Raw genomic sequence first — 16542 nt, 5'->3', positions numbered from 1 at the left:
TCACTATTCCACTAACCCCGCGCCGCGAAACTCCTTCAGGAAGTCATTCAGCCAGTCTTCGCCAAAATCAAGCGCGCCGAATTGAGTCGGGACAAAGAGGACGTCCAGGCTCATGATCCAAAATCTCCGGACCAGCACAAACAGCTCGACGGCTTGTTCATCTTGCTCCGAGAACGGCCGCACGGAGCGGTATCCCGCCAGCAGCGCCTGCCACAGCTCTTCCTTCCTCTCTCCGGACTGCCGTTTCCTGTTTCGGACTTGGGCAAGATCGTATGCGCGCCAGCCCGGTGCAGACCATTCAAAATCAAAATGCGTGAACCGCAGATCCGTCTCAACCGCGTTATTGTTGCCGTGCATATCGCCGTGGCAAAGGCCCCAGTCGAGTCCCGCGGCCGCTGCGGAAGCAACTCTGTTCCTCAGAGCGGCTGCATACTGACGGAGGAACTCCGCAGCCGGATTGTCTTCGCCGATATAGCGGATAATTCGCTTCAGGGGTTCGCCGATCAACAACTCCGCGTCCAGATCCCGGCGCGGCAGTTCGAGCTTTATCCGGTCCATCGCAAGGTGCAGCTGTGCGGCCGATTGTCCAAACGCGTAACAGCTGTCCTCCTCCTGAAGCAGGTTCTCCACGCCTTCCACGTATTCGAAAAGAACGGCAATCCGCTCCCCTTCCGGCGCCGCAATAATGGAATAGCGGGTGCCGTCCGCCTTCCCGACCGGAGACGCCGCGGAAGTCCCCGTCCCGGCCAGCCGCTCTTCCAATTGACAGAGCAGCGCCAGCTCATAAGCCGCATCGCCTTCCCCAATTTCCTGCCGATAGATCCGCAATATATAAGTTCCCGCATCCGTGCGGACACGGTAAGTATCATTCAGCCCTCGAAGCCAGTACAAGCACGCTGTCCAGCGGCCAAGCGCATATTGACTACTTAGGCAGCCTATCAAATATTCAGGCGCCAGCACGGAGCTGACGGCCATTGACTGATTGCTCATACTCTATCCATTCCCTTCATCCAACCTCTCTCTATCATAATCGAGCAGAACTTCCACATAAAGGGATTTAATTGTTTTATCCATTTCTCTCAAGAACCGGTTCCGTTAAGATAGAGAGATAGACCCTGCAAGGAGGGAATAGAATGATTCCTGACCGCACTCGCTTAAGAGGAGATTGTGATAACTGCTTTGGTTTATGCTGCGTTGCTCTTCCATTTGCCGCATCCGCGGATTTCGCCATAGATAAACACAGCGGCCAGCCCTGCCATAACCTGCAGGAGGATTTCCGGTGCGGCATCCATAATAGACTGCGGCAGCAAGGCTTCCGCGGCTGTACCGTGTATGATTGCTTTGGAGCCGGGCAAAAGCTGTCGCAGCTCACCTTCGGCGGCCGAGACTGGCAGCGGGAACCTCGTCTCGCGAAGCAAATGTTCGAGGTATTCCCCGCCATGTGGCATCTTCAAGAGCTGCTCTGGTATTTGAACGATGCCATTGAGCAGCAAGCCGCACAGCCAATCCGGCAGGAGCTGTCTGCCGCGCTCGAGGAGACCGAGCGTCTTACCCTGCTGCCCGCAGGCGCCTTGCTGGAGCTGGATGTGGCCGCCCACCGCGCCGACGTGAACGGCCTGCTGCTCAAGACGAGCGAGCTTGTACGTGCTGGAGCACCTCCAATCAAGATGGATCGGCGCGGGAAGAAGGCCATCGGTCGCGGTGCCGATCTGATGGGAGCCCGGCTGCAAGGCGCCGACCTTCGGGGAGCCAATCTGCGCGGCGCTTATCTCATTGCAGCGGATCTTAGAGGAGCCGACCTGCGTCATGCCGATCTGATCGGAGCGGATATGCGGGATACCGACCTGAGCGGCGCCGACTTAAGCGAAAGTCTGTTTCTTACCCAGGTCCAGCTTCATGCGGCAAAAGGCAGCGCGGCTACCAAGCTTCCGCCGTCCCTTGCCCGCCCTGATCATTGGAGCAGCAAAAAGCCGGCCACGTCCTGAGACGGTGGCCGGCTTTCCATGCATGGTCTTATTTGTACTGCGCTGCGATCCGTTCCAGATACTCCTCAATCGGCAGCGATTTTCTCATTTCGGTTAATTGGTGAGCGGCTTCGCCCACCAGCGTGCGGAACTGCTTGCTCTCTCCCAGCGCCAGCCCGGCAATTGCATCTACGATCGTTTGCGGATCATCAAGCACGCCATCTGCCCTTTGGCCCATCATCGCTTTCACCTTAGCCGTAATCGCATCATAATCGGTAATTTCCTCGCTTTGGCCCCAGACGATTTTGTCCACGAAGTTATTGCCGGATGAACCGCCTTGCTCCACGAGTCTCAGTTCAATGCCAAGCGGCTTCAGCTCGTAATACAAGCCTTCAATTAATCCCTCCAAGGCAAACTTGGACATATTATATAAGGAACCCGTCGGAACCGCTGTCGTCACGCCCATAAACGAGCTGACCGTAATAAACATGCCGGAATTATTCGCCCGAAAATGCGGCAGCATTGCGCGAATCACGTTAATTGGACCGCGTACATTCACGCCGAACTGCCAGTCGATCGTCTCCTCCTTGGCCAGCTCCAGCGCTCCATAAGCTCCAACACCGGCATTGTTCACAATGACATCGATGCGACCGAAGGCTTCAATTGCAGCCGCAACGGCTTCCCGGACCTGCTCAACGTCCGTTACGTCCAGCTTAAACAGCTTAATATTGCTGTACTGCGTCAGCTCCGTCTCATTCTCCGGCGTCCGCATGGTTGCCGCCACATTCCAGCCGAGCTTTGCAAAATGGATAGCTGTCAGCTTGCCCAGCCCGCTGCTTGTTCCTGTAATCAAGACTGTTTTATTCATTATGAGTCTCTCCTCTATTTTAGTATTTAGATCGAACGTTCATTCTAATAGGCTCGTATGCCGGCCCTTACGGACCGCGGTTGTTGGAGCAAGCTCGGTCCTAACGTAAGCCTACTCCTTAATCGCTCCCTGCCAGCATACCTCTATCGCCTGCCGAATCCCCTCATCGGTTAAATCCGAATGGCCATGCAGATAACTCTTCACCATATAGACCATGGAGCCATAATGCATCTGAACAAGCAGCTTTGGATCCATCTCCCTGAACAGCTTCTGCTCCATCGCCTCCGCATAAAGCCTGTTCATCGGCGCGCACCAGCCCCCGTTATAAGCCTTTGCCTTCACTTCCTCGTAAATGTAAGGCGAGAAGGAGTATTGCTCAATAAACTGGAAGCCCTCCGGATATTGCCGGCTGTTCTCAATCACTCGTTCCCAGCCCCATGCGAATCGTTCCCGGATCGTGCCTTCACGGTTCAGGCCTTCCTGCACGAATTGTCCGTTATACGCGACGATGGCCGTGTACAGCTCATTGATAATCTCTTCTTTGCTGCTGAAATAATGATAAATACTGCCCGTCGACACCTTGGACTCCTTGGCAATCAGCGCCATGGAAGTCGCCTGGAGCTCTTTGCGGATAATGATCTGAAGCGTTGTTTCCAGCACGGCCTTCTGTACTTTGTTGTATGATTCGAACACGGCATGCATCCTCCAGCAAGTTAAAGTCCATTAGATAGAACGTTCATTCTAGTGCCTATTATGTTCCTTGTTGCCGCCGATGTCAACTGGAAAGGAGTAGGATGCCCGCAGCCTTCCGGAATATGCGCAAACAAAGAATCCCCAAACGAGGGGATAACCATGACTAGGCGGATACCGTTACGACAACCCCGTCGTAATTGTTGCCGGAGATCTCATAATGCGTGCCCTTCGGTACTCGAACGGTTGCGCCGTCTCCGACCATCGGGTAATAAGCAACGGTATATTTCTGATTATCCAAGGTGACGGACATCGCCTTCGTCTCCTTCAGCTTGTCCAGATACTGCTCAAGCGTCAGGTCCTTCTCGTACATGATGGCGCTATGCGCCTTTCCGACATAACGGAAATGCCATGGCTCATATTGAATGCCGGTAATGTCTTCTTTTCCCTTCGGGTAGCGTAAAATAAACCCATATTCCCAAGCATGCTTCTTCAGCCATTTGCCTTCCTCGGCATCGTCCATCTTAGCGGTGCTTGAACCGATATCCAGCGATACGCCAAGATTATGCTCGCTATGATTCGCAGGAAGCGCATAGTCATGTCCCATATCGCGGTATAGCTGATCCTGCTTCTCCGCATTGCGATAGCCGCTGCTGATCAGAAAATGCTCCACGCCGTCTCTTTTCGCTCCTTCCACCATTTCGCCAAACGATCTCGCTACCGATTGGGAGAGCTGAATGGACGGATCAAGCAAGCCGTAACCCTTCACCAGATCCATTCGGCTAGACAACGAGACGATATCTTTGCGTACCCCTGCGGGATGCAGCGCATAGTTGGTATTCACAAGGAGCAGATCCCCCTGATACATCTGCTCCTTGCTCACCGTAATCATCTGGCTGTCCTCGCTCGGCAGCGACCCGTTTTCTATATCAACCTTGTCTTCCCCGGCGCTTTTTACATTAAGCTGCGAGATCCCGTAACTGAGCAGGATAACAAGGATAAACGCAAAAACCCACTTCTTCACGCTCGACTCCCCCTTTGCTTGTTCATGCAACTAAGGATACGAAACACTCTTTAAGAAGAAGTGGGGAAAAAGTTAAAGTTTTTCTTAAATCGGCAGCTTCACGGTAAAAACGGTACGGATTGTGCTGCTCTCCGCCGTAATGGTGCCTTGATGCTGCTCAACGATATTTTTGACGATAAAGAGCCCTAGTCCGGTGCTTCCTTCCGGAGACCGGGCACGGTCGCCCGTATAGAACATATCGAATAGATGCGGCAAATCCTCCGGCTTGATCGAATCGCCGTAATTGATAACCTCCAGAACGGCTTCCCCGTTCTCGATCCTACCGTTGATATCGACGTAGTGTCCATCCTGCCCGTAACGGGCGGCGTTTGTCAGCAGATTCTCGAATACCCTTGCCAGCAGCTCGCCGTCCGCCTCCATGATCAGATGAGGAGGGAGATCCAGCCTTGCCGTCAAGCGGCTCTTCACAAACAGCGGATACAGCTCTTCGCTCATCTGCAGCAGCAGCTCGGACAGGTCAATCTCCCGCTTCTCGAGCGTCAGCATGCCGTAGTTCATCCGCGTAACCTCAAACAGCTCGTCTACAAGCCGCTCTAGACGCTGCGACTTATTAAACGCAATCGCCGCAAAATGCTTCACCTGATCAAGCGTCAGCTGATCATCCCGCAAAATAAAATCCAAGTAGCCAAGTACCGAGGTAAGAGGCGTCCGCAGATCATGCGCCAGATTGAGAACGAGCTGATCCTTGCTGGTCTCGGCGAAATCTCCCCGCTCCACCGCTTTCTGCAGCATCTCGCCCGCCAGGTTAAGGTCGCTTGCGATAACGCCGAATTCGTCATCCGAGGAGACCAGAACCCGCCCGTTGAAGTCGCCGCTTGCCAGCCGGTGAATGCCGTTCGAAATTTCCTTGAAGTAGGTAACGTACGGCTTGGTGAACATATAAAAGAAGATAAACGATAACGGCATAAAGAAGATCAGAAAGAAGTTCAAATCGCCAATGTCGTTGATCCAGCTTCGTGCCTGGGCGATCGGATCATCCGCATAGCGGACTCGCAGGTTATAATACGACTGAAGCAGCCGGTAGAGCAGATAGGTGACCGCTCCGGATACGAGCAGGCTCATGACGAACAGTTCAATCATCCGGGTACGGAAGCTGCGCAATTTTTTACCCTTGAAAAGCATATCCGACCCCCCATACGGTCTTGATCCACTGCTGTTGCTGCTTGTCCTCGCCAAGCTTCTTGCGCAGCATCCGAATATGGACCATTACCGTATTGCCGCCGCTCTCGTAATAAGCCTCTCCCCACACCTGTTGGAAAATGTTCTCCGCGCTGAACACCTTCTTCGGATGGCTTGCAAGCAGGTACAAGATATCGAATTCCTTCGGCGTCAGCTCAATCCGTTCATTATACAACGTGACCATCCGCTGCTCCTGATCGATCGTTAATCCTCCCGCGATCAGAGCCGGCTGCGCCGCGGAGGATATCGGCTGATTAAGCTGCTTAAAGCGCCGCAGCTGGGCATTGACTCTCGCGAGCAGCTCCATCGGATTAAACGGCTTGGTCATATAATCGTCGGCTCCCATAACGAGGCCGGTTATTTTATCAAAGTCGGACGTCTTGGCGCTCAGGAAAATGATCGGCATTCTGTGCTGCTCCCGAATGACGCGAATAACCTCGTAACCGTCCATGTTCGGCATCATGATGTCGAGAATAATCAGATCGATCTCGCTTGTCTGAGCGAGGCGGACGGCTTCTCGTCCATCAACGGCCTTTAATACCTGGTAGCCCTCCTTGCCCAAATGGAGCGCGATCAGCTCGGCAATATCCGGGTCATCCTCCGCAATCAAGATTGTTGTTCGTTGCATCCCCATCCCAAATCATTCCTTGTCATTTTCTTGTATAATCCAACTCTTATTGTAACCTCTGGACGGGGCCATAATCAAAGGTAAGACCGTCCCGGGCGGGACGGTCTTACCTTTGATTACGCTGCGGAAGAGTATTGCGACGCTTCTTTCCGTTTCTTCACGCCCGCGGCAAGCAGCAGAATGAGGCAGCCGCCCGCGATGCTCCACAGCACGGCCGCGTTTGTGCCTACGGCGTCCATGCCGCCGAAGTACATAATCTCGCGCAAGCCGCCGGTTACGAAACGGAGCGGCGTCCATGAGTACAGCAGGTCATGCGTGGTCCCCGACAGGAACTCCACCGGCATGTTCAGAATCGGCATGGAGAAGAACATGAGCAGAATGAGAATCGCCATCGCCGGCAAGCCGATCCAGTTCAGCAGCATCGACTGCAGCAAGTAGAACATGGAGCCGCCAAGCCAGAGGAACAGCCACGTATCAACCGCGGCCGTCATCTCCATGCCGTACCAGGCATTTGCCATCCAGACCAGGAAGCCGGATGCGCCGCCAACCAGAGCAATTCCCACAATCGGCTGCAGGAGTTGAACTCCCCATTTGCGGCCGGTCGTTTTCTTCGCATTATTACTTGCCAGGAACAGCATCATAGCAGTAACGAGACTGCCCATCCACATGATTTGCGTCATAAGCCCAGGAGCATTGCCGCTCGCGTTATTGGCGCCAACCGGGTGAACCGTCTCTTCCGTCACTTGAAGCGGAGCGAGCAGCGCCGCTGCCGTTGCGGCCGGAATCTGATCCGAACGCTGGGACAGCTGCCCGAGCGTTGATTTGGACAGCTCCAGAGACACCATCTTCATCACTTGGCCAAGGCCTTGCTTCACAACCGTTGCCGCCTGCGTGTTCATACCTTCGTTGCTTATAATCTGCACGGTTGCGGGTGCTGGCGTTGGACTCGTCAACGACGCTACTCCGGCGCTCAGATCCTTCGGCAGCACAAGCGCCCCGTAATAGTCGCGCGAATTCATCCCCTCGCGGGCTTCTGCTTCCGAGCTGACGAGCTTCCAGCTGATCGGCAGCTGTGTATTCGAGGTTAATTGCTGCTTGATCATCTCGCCTACGGCGAGCTTATCGCCGGTCGGCAGGTCAACAGGCTCATCGAGCACGACCAGTGCCACCGGAACATTATGCGGTTTCGTGCCCAGTACGGAGCCCATCATCGCAAGACCAAACACAGTGAGTACGAGCGTAATGACGAGAACGCCTATCCATAATATTTTTTGTTTAAAAATAGCCACTTCAATCCTCATCTCCCATCTATATAAATGAACAACTTGTTGATTAGTGATCACGTTGTTAATTATAATGAGAGAGAATGGAAATACAATAATCAGTCCTCACCGGCCTGTTCATTACTCATCACATCGGCGGTGAGTGTTCATAAACGCAGAAAATGACGGGGGAAAAGCAGCCATGTCAGAGAAGATCGACCGCAGAAAAGCAAAAACCAAACAGCAGATTTACGAGTCGCTTATGACTCTGATCGCCGAAAAAGGCATTGAGCATGTAACGGTTACCGATATTACGAACCATGCTAACCTGAACCGAGGAACCTTCTATCTCCATTACCGGGATGTTCCCGACATGCTGCAGCAGCTGAAGGACCATGTGTTTAAGAGTATCGAGCAGCTGGTCATGAAGCTCGACTTCCGCATGGCGATGGAGTACGGGGACCGGCAGGAGACATACCCGCTTGGTCTGCAGATCTTCGAGGAATTTGCGAAGCATGCCGATTTCCTGAAGGTAATGTTTGGTCCAAAAGGCGATCTCTCCTACGCCATACAGTTCCGCAAGCTGATGACCAGGCATATTTACGAGAAGATTAACATTCCCGAGGCTGCCGATTTGAAGATAAGAAGGGATTACGTGGTGGCGTATATGACCTCGGCGCATTTCGGCATGCTGATGCATTGGATCGAATGCGATCTGGATCAAACCCCGGCGCAGATGGCCCACATTATGATGGATATCGTGAATTATGGCCCTTTGGTTTCTTTCGGGTTAAAAGAAAGGCCGCCTGCCAAGTTGTCGAATTAAAAGCAAGGAGCCCTCGCTCGCGTGAGGGCTCCCTTCCTTTATCTCTTATATTCGGAATACCATTTCGGCACAAGGCGTTCAAAGCCGTCATGGTCCTCCCATACCCTGTTTATTCTAACCAGCATATCATCCAGCTCCTCCGGACGCACTCGAAGTATCCAGACCACCGAAGACAAAATCGTCATCGCAATATAAAGGGAGTATAAGGCCCAGAAGGAAGCATCCGGCTCCCCGGCCCCGTAATAGCCGTCGATCTGCCCTACCGCAAACGGAATACTAACCTCCGCGCTGAAGAAGCCTGCCTTCAGAAACTCATGCACGGGATCTCCCCAGTCAAACCGGTTGACGTCAATAACGCCGGACAACCGTCCATCCTTCACAATCAAATTTCCCGTATGAAAGTCATCATGCTGCAGGATATTCGGGCGGCCTTTCAACAGGCCAAGATTCGCCTCGATAAAAGAAAACAGCCGGTCCTCATAAGCGATTGCGGCCCCGCCTTGTTCATAGCCCTCCCGGTATCGTCTATACTTCGCAACGACGCGGGATTCCCACGACTCCATGCCCTCCGGCGCATGGATCTGATGGATTTTTCGCAGCTCGGCCCCTGCCCGGAGCCCAATCCCATACTGCTCGCTTCCGGTTAAACGCGGCAGCTCGTCAGCCGCATCCCCGCCCTCGATATAGGATAACAGCATATAGCCCAATGACGGCTCCTCCAGGGTTCCAATCGCAATCGGCCTCGAGCACAGCACATCCTGCTCCCGCAGCTGCTCAAGCACCCGGAACTCCTCCCGCTTCCTCGCATCCTCTTCGGGTGCATAGGTCCGCAGCAGATAAAGCGGCTCGCCATCCCGGCCATAGGCTGTATATTTGCTGTCGCTGGAGTAGCCTTTATCAATTAGCTCCAGCTTCACGCAGTCTTGAAGCTCGGGTATACCCGTCAGTAATACGTTCATATCTATCCTCCTTCCGGTAAAAAGGTTACAAACTGCTCCGCATGAGCTGCTCCCTGCTCATCGTAATAAACAAAGAAACACCCCTTTTCCATACAAAAGGTACGCCAAAATGGAAGAATTGTTGCATGGAATCAAAAAACGGATCCTTTTGCCCGATGCTGCTTTCCTTGTATGTTTGCCGCCATATCTTCCTATCCTAAAAATACTTTCCGGATAATCTGCTTACTATAATTGAGAAACTGTTAAAAAATTAGTACACTAGAAGAAATGAAGGAGGCGGACTTATATGACCGAATCGGCGTCGCATTTTGAACTTGGCATTAGTACCTTTCTGGAAGCAAAACCTTATCCGGGCATGGGCGGGGCATACAGCCATGCGGAGCGGATCCGCAATAGCGTAGAAGAGATGATTCTGGCCGATCAGGTCGGCCTTGATGTATACGGCATCGGCGAGCATCACCGCGCGGATTATGCGGCGAGCGCGCCTCATGTCATTCTGGCTGCGGCTGCGGCCCAAACGAAGCATCTTCGCCTGACAAGCGCCGTAACCGTATTATCATCGGATGATCCGGTCCGTGTCTACCAGGGCTTCTCGACGGTAGATGCGATCTCAAGCGGCCGTGCCGAGATTATGGCGGGCAGAGGCTCGTTTATTGAATCGTTCCCGCTCTTTGGCTACAGCCTCGAGGATTATGATGAGCTGTTCGATGAGAAGCTGGAGCTGCTGCTCCAAATTACGAAGGAGGAAAAGGTGACCTGGAAGGGCAGCCACCGCGCGGCAATGAATAATCTGGCGGTCTATCCGCGCGCGGTTCAAGATCCGCTTCCTGTCTGGATTGCGACCGGCGGCAACCCGGAATCGGCCATTCGCGCGGGCGTGCTTGGCCTTCCCGTATGCTTCGCCATCATTGGCGGCATGCCGGAGCGGTTTGCTCCTCTTGTCGAGCTCTACAAGGAAGCTTATACCCGCGCGGGTCATGATCCGAAGAAAATGCAGATCGGCACGCACTCGCATGGCTTCATCAGCGACACGGACACAAGAGCTACCGAGCTCTTCTTCCCTGCCCAGCAGGCAATGATGAATGTAATCGGCCGCGAACGGGGATGGCCTCCGTACACCTTCGAAGCCTATGATGCTGCGCGCAGCCTGCGCGGGGCGCTTTATGTCGGGGAGGCTGAATATGTAGCGGAAAAAATCATTTTGCTTCATAAGAATCTTGGTTTAACCCGCTTCTTCCTGCATGTCGACACCAGCTCGATTCCGCATAAGGATATGCTGCGTGCGATTGAGCTCCTTGGCACCAAGGTGGCGCCGATTGTCCGCAAGGAAATCGCGGCTGCTTCAAAATAATCGTCGTATAGCAAAAAGTGCGGGCTGTCTAACGGCTCGCACTTTTTATGTTAATAAGGAAAAAGGCGGCCATTGGCCGCCCTTCCTTAACGTTCTTATTCGGACAACAGGTTATACAGCACTTGCGCCGCTTCCGCTCTTGTCGACACGCCTTCCGGATTCAGCTTATTGCCGCTTCCTTTAATAACGCCTGTCTCAACAAGGGCTGTAAAGGCCGTTTGCGCATAGCTTGCGATATCCGCGGCATCCGTATAAGAAGCTACGGTCGCGCCTGTTTTCACCGTTGGCAGCTCGCCTAATTGCTCAAGCGAACGGTACAGCAAAGTGAACAGCTCTTGACGCGTAATCTTGTTGTTCGGATTAAACTTGTTATCGCCCGAACCCGTTGCGATGCCAAGACGTTTGGCAGCAGCCAGATAGTTCGTGTAATACGTCTTGCCCGCGTCGGCGAAGTTCGCCGCGCCGTCTGCTTCAGGCGCAATGCCGTAAGCATTCAGCAAGAGAACAATGAATTGACCTCTTGTCAGCTCCGCATTCGGGCTGAAGTGAGCGGCATCCGTACCGCCGGTAATATCGCGCGCAGCCAGGAAGCTGACGGCATGATGGAACCAGGCGTTTGTTGGTACGTCAACAAAGCTTACTTTATTGAAGCCGATAATGTATTGCGAGAAGTGAGTGGTTGTGAAGTTAACCGTTCCCGCAGCTGCGTTGTATTGGCCGCGAATCGTTTGCAGATCCCCGGAGTCCGCTACATAGTACACAATAATGGATTCAGGATCTTCTCCGGCCTTCAGCGTGTACGGAATGCTCACTTGCGCCTTGCCGCCGCCAAAGCTCGAAATTTGTTTATCGCCCGCAAAGACAGACAGATCATAAACCGGACGATCGCCAAGCACTTCCTTGCCTTCAGCCGTCAGCTCGAATTGGGAGACAATGACGCTAATGTCGCCGGAAGCGGCATTCGCGCTGATCGTTTCTACCGACTTCGAATCAAACGTTACGGTTCCGACCGACAGATTTGCCTTCACCGCCGCATTTGTACCCGAAGCAATCGAGTTGAAGGAGTTTCTTGGAATCGTCAGCTGCGTAGAGGTAGTATCCGCCGTTCCAGGCACCTCGAAGCCGATAACCGCCGCTTTGCCTGCCGCTTCCGCTTTGGAAGCCTTCGTAATCAGGCTTGTAACGTCGCTCGCCGATACAACGGCTACGGTCTCGCCCGTTGCCGAATCGGTTGTACCTTTTACCGTCACCGAATTTACCGCATTTACTTCTTCAACCGGTGTAGTTGGATTCGAAGGCGTTGTTGGAGTAGTTGGCGTCGATGGACCGTCATAAGCCGGTACCACAACGTCTACCGCCTGGCCTGCTGCATAAGGAACGGCTGTTGGTCCGTTCTGAGCATTGGTTGGACCGTTATAACCGTTTTTCGCTGCATATCTCACCGAATACGTACCGGATGCAAGACCCGTAATGGCATTGCCGGATACGGCTGTGTAAGCCGAATCAGCTGCGCTTTTCAGCTTGTATTCCAATGCTTTGTCTTTTGTGCCCGTAATTTGACCGTTGTTGTTCGAGCTCGATGTTGGCGCTACGCCAGTCAAGCCAGTTGGCGTAACTTCCAGACGAGTGAGCAATTTGTTCAGCGCGTTCGTGTAGTTCGTATGGTTGCGGATAACACCATCAGCTACGACAAGATCCGGCTGAATGTTTTTCCACGTGTACATCAATTCTACGTGGCCAAGAATCGGCGCTTTGCCGCCGTCAGCGTTCACGTTGTCTTTGTTGTAAGCAAACAGGTAAGGAACCTGAAGCTTGTTAGCAACGACATTTGTGCCATTTTCCGTATAGTTTACGTTGTTCGAAGCCGGCAGGTATTGCGTCTTAATGTTCGTCAGGTACTTGTTCGTCAGATCCACATACAGCTTCGCGAGCGGGTGGTTCGTATCGCGCACCTGCAGGAAGGTGCTGTTATGCGGATCCGCGCTTGGATCAAGGAGGGAGATGCCCGCGTCCAGCTTCGTATCCCAGAAGTAAACCTTGTCTACGTTATATTTCTTCGCATACTCATCAATGAAACGGATCGCGGCTTGCGTATTCGGGCACCAGGAGCCGCCGAACAGGATGACATAGTTGCCTTGGCTGTCTAGCAAATGAGTCAACTCGTCATAAGTAACATGCTCATAGACAAGCTCGCCGTCAACTCCGACAACTTCGCCATTCTCCTCGCGTGTCGGGAAAATGTCGCGTCCTACCGTTTGGTCTTCATGCTTGTTAAACGCCGGAGCGATGAAATCCCAATTCGTCAGGCTGTCGTAATCGGCAGCAGGCACTTTATTAAATACGTTCAGAACTTGTTCCTTGTAGCCGTCGACCTTCGCCGCATCCAATGCGTTGCCGTCATTCGGATCAGCCGTCAGGAAATCGTTCCAGGTGTAATCCGCGGAAGAACCATGCTTCTCGAGCGAAGCGATAATTGGCGCGGCATTGCCTTCGCCGTCCTTGTGATCCTTGTCATAGATAAACAGAAACGGAGACTCGATCTTCTTCGCTTCACCGCTGGCAAGAACAGTCGAAGGCACCGTAACCGTACCGCCGCTTTCTTTTTGCGGCGACTTTTTGCTGTATGTAATAGTAGCTTCCGTATTCGCATTGAGGTTCGTCAAATACTTCTCTACCAGCTCCACGTACAGCTCGTTGAAATCATAGTAGTTCGTGGTATTTGTTGCAACGCCCTGCGAAGTGGAGGTTACTACTTTGGAGTAAGGAGCTGCTTGCTGCTCGGCAATATCAACCGATTCGCCATCCAGCTTCGTATCGAAGTTGTAGATGGTATCTACGCCGTACTGCTTGGCCACCTGATTGATGAAGCCGATATCCGCTTGCGTCTCGTCGCTCCACTGTCCGCCGAACAAGACGGCATATGTACCTTTGCTGTCCAGCAGCGTAACCAAATCCTCGTAGGTTACGGTCTTCAGGACATGGTTCGCATCATTCAAATGCGGGTATACATCGCTAAAGTAATCATAATGGCTGACTGCGCTATTGAAGCTGCTTACTTCCGCTGCGCGTGCCGTGCCGGTCTGGAAGACCGGCAGCACCAGCGCGGATGCAAGCAGAAGAGATAATGTACGATTGAAACGTTTCATGTGTATATACTCCTCTCCCTATTTGAACCAAGTACGTGTGCGTCTAATTAGCAGATTTCTTCTTCTCCACCTGTGGATCCGCCGGAATCCGAAGGAGATGTAGAAGGAGCCGTCGAGGATCCGCCGGAAGAAGGCGTGCTCGAGGAGCCCGAAGAGGACGAGCTGCTGGACGGAGCTGTCACAGCCGGCGCTTTAGGCTGCGATTCATCTTTCTTAATGAAAGTTACTTTTTTGCCCGAATCCTCGGATTTGTTATCGGCAGGCGCGGATGCGGCAGGTTTGCTTGCTTCCGGAGTCGATTGTGCCGGTTTTGCAGCAGGTGCTGGTGTTGCGGCAGGTGCTGCCGGTTTCGTTGTTGCTGCCGGCTCGGACGCTTTTACAACAGGCTTCGTTGTTGTTGTCGTTGCACTTGTATTTGCAGCAGGCGCAGAGCTTGATGGGTTCTGAACGGATTCTTTAACTGCTTTTACTTCCGATTGCTTCCCTTGGGCAGGAGCCGCAGCGGACTCTTGCGTTTGAACTTCGGCAGCTTCCGCAGCCGGCTCTTGTTCCTCGGTTTGAACGACAGCCGTATCAGCTGCTGTTGTCGTTGCTTCCGTTGTTGCTTGCGGCTCAGCTACTACAGCCGTGTTTGTTGTGCCCGCTTGCGGCTGTTGTTCTGTTGTTACGGCAGGCTCTTGAGCTTGTGCTTGAGCTTGTGCTTGAGCTTCAGCTGGCTCAGCGCCGGCAACCTCCTTATTAGCGTAAACGGCAGCATATGTCAGCGATGAGAAGACGACGGCTGCGGCAACGAAAGTGACTGTTAATTTGGAGCTAAACCATTTTTTCATGATGAAACTCATCCTTTCCCCTTAGGTTTGTTAGCGGCTCACTTTGTAATTAGGCATAAAAAAAGATTCAATGCACGCATCTGTTGATGCTTGAACATTGAATCTCTGGCGGTCCAGTCGATTAATTTCTTATCCAATTACGTTATGATTCTCCGGTTTCTAACACCTATCTTAGGATGTAAGACATTGGATGTCAATAACTATTTTGCTATTTCCCATAGTTTTAGTCGGATTTGTTTTTGGCTCAGTAATTGAAATTATTTTACTACCAAAAAATAGATTGACATTTGCTTCAGACGTTTGTAAATTATTGAAAGAGTAATTCCTATCATACAACTTGGATTAAGGGGGAATTGTTAGATGGATAAAATAGATAACAACTTGTTGCTAGCTATCCAAACGAACTGGTACAGCTTTGTTACCGCAATCTTTGTATTCGCCTTGCTTTATTTCTTGGCACGCAAACGTGTCGGCTTCGGTACGAGGGTACTGATCGGCCTAGGTCTCGGCCTTGTGGTCGGCATCCTGTTCCAGAGCCTGGATTCCTTGGAGATCAAGGGGATCACCACATTCGGCAGCATCTATATCAGCTTGATCCGGATGCTCGTTATTCCGCTCGTCTTTATTCTCGTATTAAATAGTATTGCTTCACTCACAAGCCTGGATTACCTGCGCAAGATCGGCTTCAAAACCTTTGCCTGGTTCCTTGGCACAACAGGTATTGCTTCTATTATTGGTCTCTTGACTGCTCTTGTGTTCAGCCCTGGTCATGGCATTCAACAACCGGCCGCAAGCGATGCGGAGCCGCGCGAGATCCCGACCTTCTCCGAGGTTATTCTTAGTCTCGTTCCTTCCAACCCCGTAAGCGAAGCCGCGGACGGCAAGGTTGTTCCTATCCTGATTTTCGCCATCTTCCTCGCTGTTGCGATCATTAAGGTTGGTTCGAAGAACGAAGAGGCCGTTAAGCCTGTACGCGACCTCATCCAATCGGCTACGCAAGTATTGCACCAGGTCGTTAAATTCGTTATCCGCCTTACGCCTTACGGCGTATTCGCCCTGATTGCCGGCGTTGCGGCCAAATACGGCTGGGATACCCTGCAAGAGCTCGGAAGCGTCATCATCACATCGTATGTTGCTCTTATCATTCATTTTGTTCTTGTATTTGGCGGCCTTGTGCTCCTCGTAGCCAAAGTGAATCCTATTAAATTTTTCAAGAAGGCTTATCCTACCATTGCGGTTGCCTTCACCACGCGAAGCAGCTATGCAACTCTGCCTATTAACCTCGAGGTGATTACAAAGCGTCTGCATGTTTCGCCGCGAATCGCAAGCTTCGTAGCACCGCTTGGTGCATCCGTTAACTTTAACGGCTGCGGCGGCGTATGGCCGGCTATCGTTGTCGTCTTTACTTCGCAGGCGTTTGGCATTGAGCTTGGCTTAACGGATTACGTCGTACTCGTGCTTGTAAGCATCATCTCTTCGATTGGCGTTGCGGGCGTCCCTGGACCGGCCGTTATCTCGACAACGGTTGTTCTGACCGCGCTTGGCCTGCCTCTTGAAGCACTTGCAATCGTTGCAGGCGTAGAGGCCCTGATTGACATGGCTCGTACGGCCGTTAACGCAACGGGCACAACCGTTACCGCTCTGCTTGTGGCGAATTCCGAAGGTGAATTTGACCGCGAAGCCTTCAACAAAGATGAGGACGAAGAGCTTGCGTTAAACGCCGTGTAATAGATTCGGCACGAAGCCTCCCTTTCC

At 52.5% G+C, this 16542-nt stretch carries 14 protein-coding genes; 4 read left to right on the top strand and 10 right to left on the bottom strand.

Translation table 11 applies throughout. The features are described 5' to 3' along the window. Positions 1-3: 3 nt before the first annotated feature. A complete protein-coding gene (locus M3194_RS10880; RefSeq protein WP_251653453.1) occupies positions 4-990 on the bottom strand; it encodes a phosphotransferase in 987 nt (328 codons plus the stop codon). Between the two features lie 143 nt (positions 991-1133). On the opposite strand from M3194_RS10880, the gene M3194_RS10875 reads away from it, so the two are divergent. Continuing rightward, the gene (locus tag M3194_RS10875; RefSeq protein ID WP_251653452.1) at positions 1134-1985 is read left to right on the top strand and encodes a pentapeptide repeat-containing protein; all 852 of its coding nucleotides are present in this window, start codon (positions 1134-1136) and stop codon (positions 1983-1985) included. Between the two features lie 28 nt (positions 1986-2013). Here the strand turns inward: M3194_RS10875 and M3194_RS10870 are convergent, their stop codons facing one another. The 6 genes from M3194_RS10870 to M3194_RS10845 all read right to left on the bottom strand — a co-directional run bounded on the left by M3194_RS10870 (position 2014) and on the right by M3194_RS10845 (position 7702). Then, positions 2014-2832, bottom strand: a complete 819-nt coding sequence (locus M3194_RS10870; RefSeq protein ID WP_251653451.1) for an SDR family oxidoreductase — start codon at positions 2830-2832, stop codon at positions 2014-2016. Between the two features lie 111 nt (positions 2833-2943). Then, positions 2944-3525, bottom strand: a complete 582-nt coding sequence (locus M3194_RS10865) for a TetR/AcrR family transcriptional regulator (protein WP_251653450.1) — start codon at positions 3523-3525, stop codon at positions 2944-2946. 163 nt (positions 3526-3688) lie between these two features. Then, positions 3689-4546 (bottom strand): M15 family metallopeptidase, encoded by an 858-nt coding sequence (locus tag M3194_RS10860; RefSeq protein ID WP_251653449.1) that lies wholly within the window; start codon positions 4544-4546, stop codon positions 3689-3691. 84 nt (positions 4547-4630) lie between these two features. Then, positions 4631-5728: a sensor histidine kinase gene (locus tag M3194_RS10855; protein WP_251653448.1), complete on the bottom strand. Its 1098-nt coding sequence runs from the start codon at positions 5726-5728 to the stop codon at positions 4631-4633. After that, positions 5712-6413: a response regulator transcription factor gene (locus M3194_RS10850; RefSeq protein ID WP_251654208.1), complete on the bottom strand. Its 702-nt coding sequence runs from the start codon at positions 6411-6413 to the stop codon at positions 5712-5714. The genes M3194_RS10855 and M3194_RS10850 overlap by 17 nt, the downstream gene beginning before the upstream one ends. Before the next feature lie 116 nt (positions 6414-6529). Further along, entirely contained in the window at positions 6530-7702 is a 1173-nt protein-coding gene (locus M3194_RS10845; protein ID WP_251653447.1) for a YhgE/Pip domain-containing protein, read from the bottom strand. A 175-nt stretch (positions 7703-7877) separates the two neighbouring features. On the opposite strand from M3194_RS10845, the gene M3194_RS10840 reads away from it, so the two are divergent. Then, positions 7878-8501 (top strand): TetR/AcrR family transcriptional regulator, encoded by a 624-nt coding sequence (locus tag M3194_RS10840; RefSeq protein ID WP_251653446.1) that lies wholly within the window; start codon positions 7878-7880, stop codon positions 8499-8501. Between the two features lie 38 nt (positions 8502-8539). Here M3194_RS10840 and M3194_RS10835 read toward each other — a convergent pair whose 3' ends face one another. Further along, positions 8540-9460, bottom strand: a complete 921-nt coding sequence (locus M3194_RS10835) for an aminoglycoside phosphotransferase family protein (protein WP_251653445.1) — start codon at positions 9458-9460, stop codon at positions 8540-8542. 286 nt (positions 9461-9746) lie between these two features. Here M3194_RS10835 and M3194_RS10830 point away from each other — a divergent pair, with 286 nt between their 5' ends. Beyond that, on the top strand, positions 9747-10811 hold the full coding sequence (locus M3194_RS10830; protein WP_251653444.1) for an LLM class flavin-dependent oxidoreductase: 1065 nt from the start codon (positions 9747-9749) through the stop codon (positions 10809-10811). Between the two features lie 95 nt (positions 10812-10906). Here M3194_RS10830 and M3194_RS10825 read toward each other — a convergent pair whose 3' ends face one another. Next, positions 10907-13957, bottom strand: coding sequence for an S-layer homology domain-containing protein (locus M3194_RS10825; RefSeq protein ID WP_251653443.1), 3051 nt, complete (start codon positions 13955-13957; stop codon positions 10907-10909). 47 nt (positions 13958-14004) lie between these two features. Continuing rightward, positions 14005-14787 (bottom strand): hypothetical protein, encoded by a 783-nt coding sequence (locus M3194_RS10820; RefSeq protein ID WP_251653442.1) that lies wholly within the window; start codon positions 14785-14787, stop codon positions 14005-14007. Between the two features lie 360 nt (positions 14788-15147). Between M3194_RS10820 and M3194_RS10815 the strand changes: the two genes are divergently transcribed. Next, positions 15148-16515, top strand: a complete 1368-nt coding sequence (locus M3194_RS10815) for a dicarboxylate/amino acid:cation symporter (RefSeq protein ID WP_251653441.1) — start codon at positions 15148-15150, stop codon at positions 16513-16515. Positions 16516-16542: the final 27 nt, after the last annotated feature.

The sequence above is a fragment of the Paenibacillus glycanilyticus genome, assembly GCF_023715145.1.
In the GTDB taxonomy this organism is placed as follows: Bacteria; Bacillota; Bacilli; order Paenibacillales; family Paenibacillaceae; genus Pristimantibacillus; species Pristimantibacillus glycanilyticus_A.
This window is presented reverse-complemented; position numbering and strand designations above follow the sequence as displayed.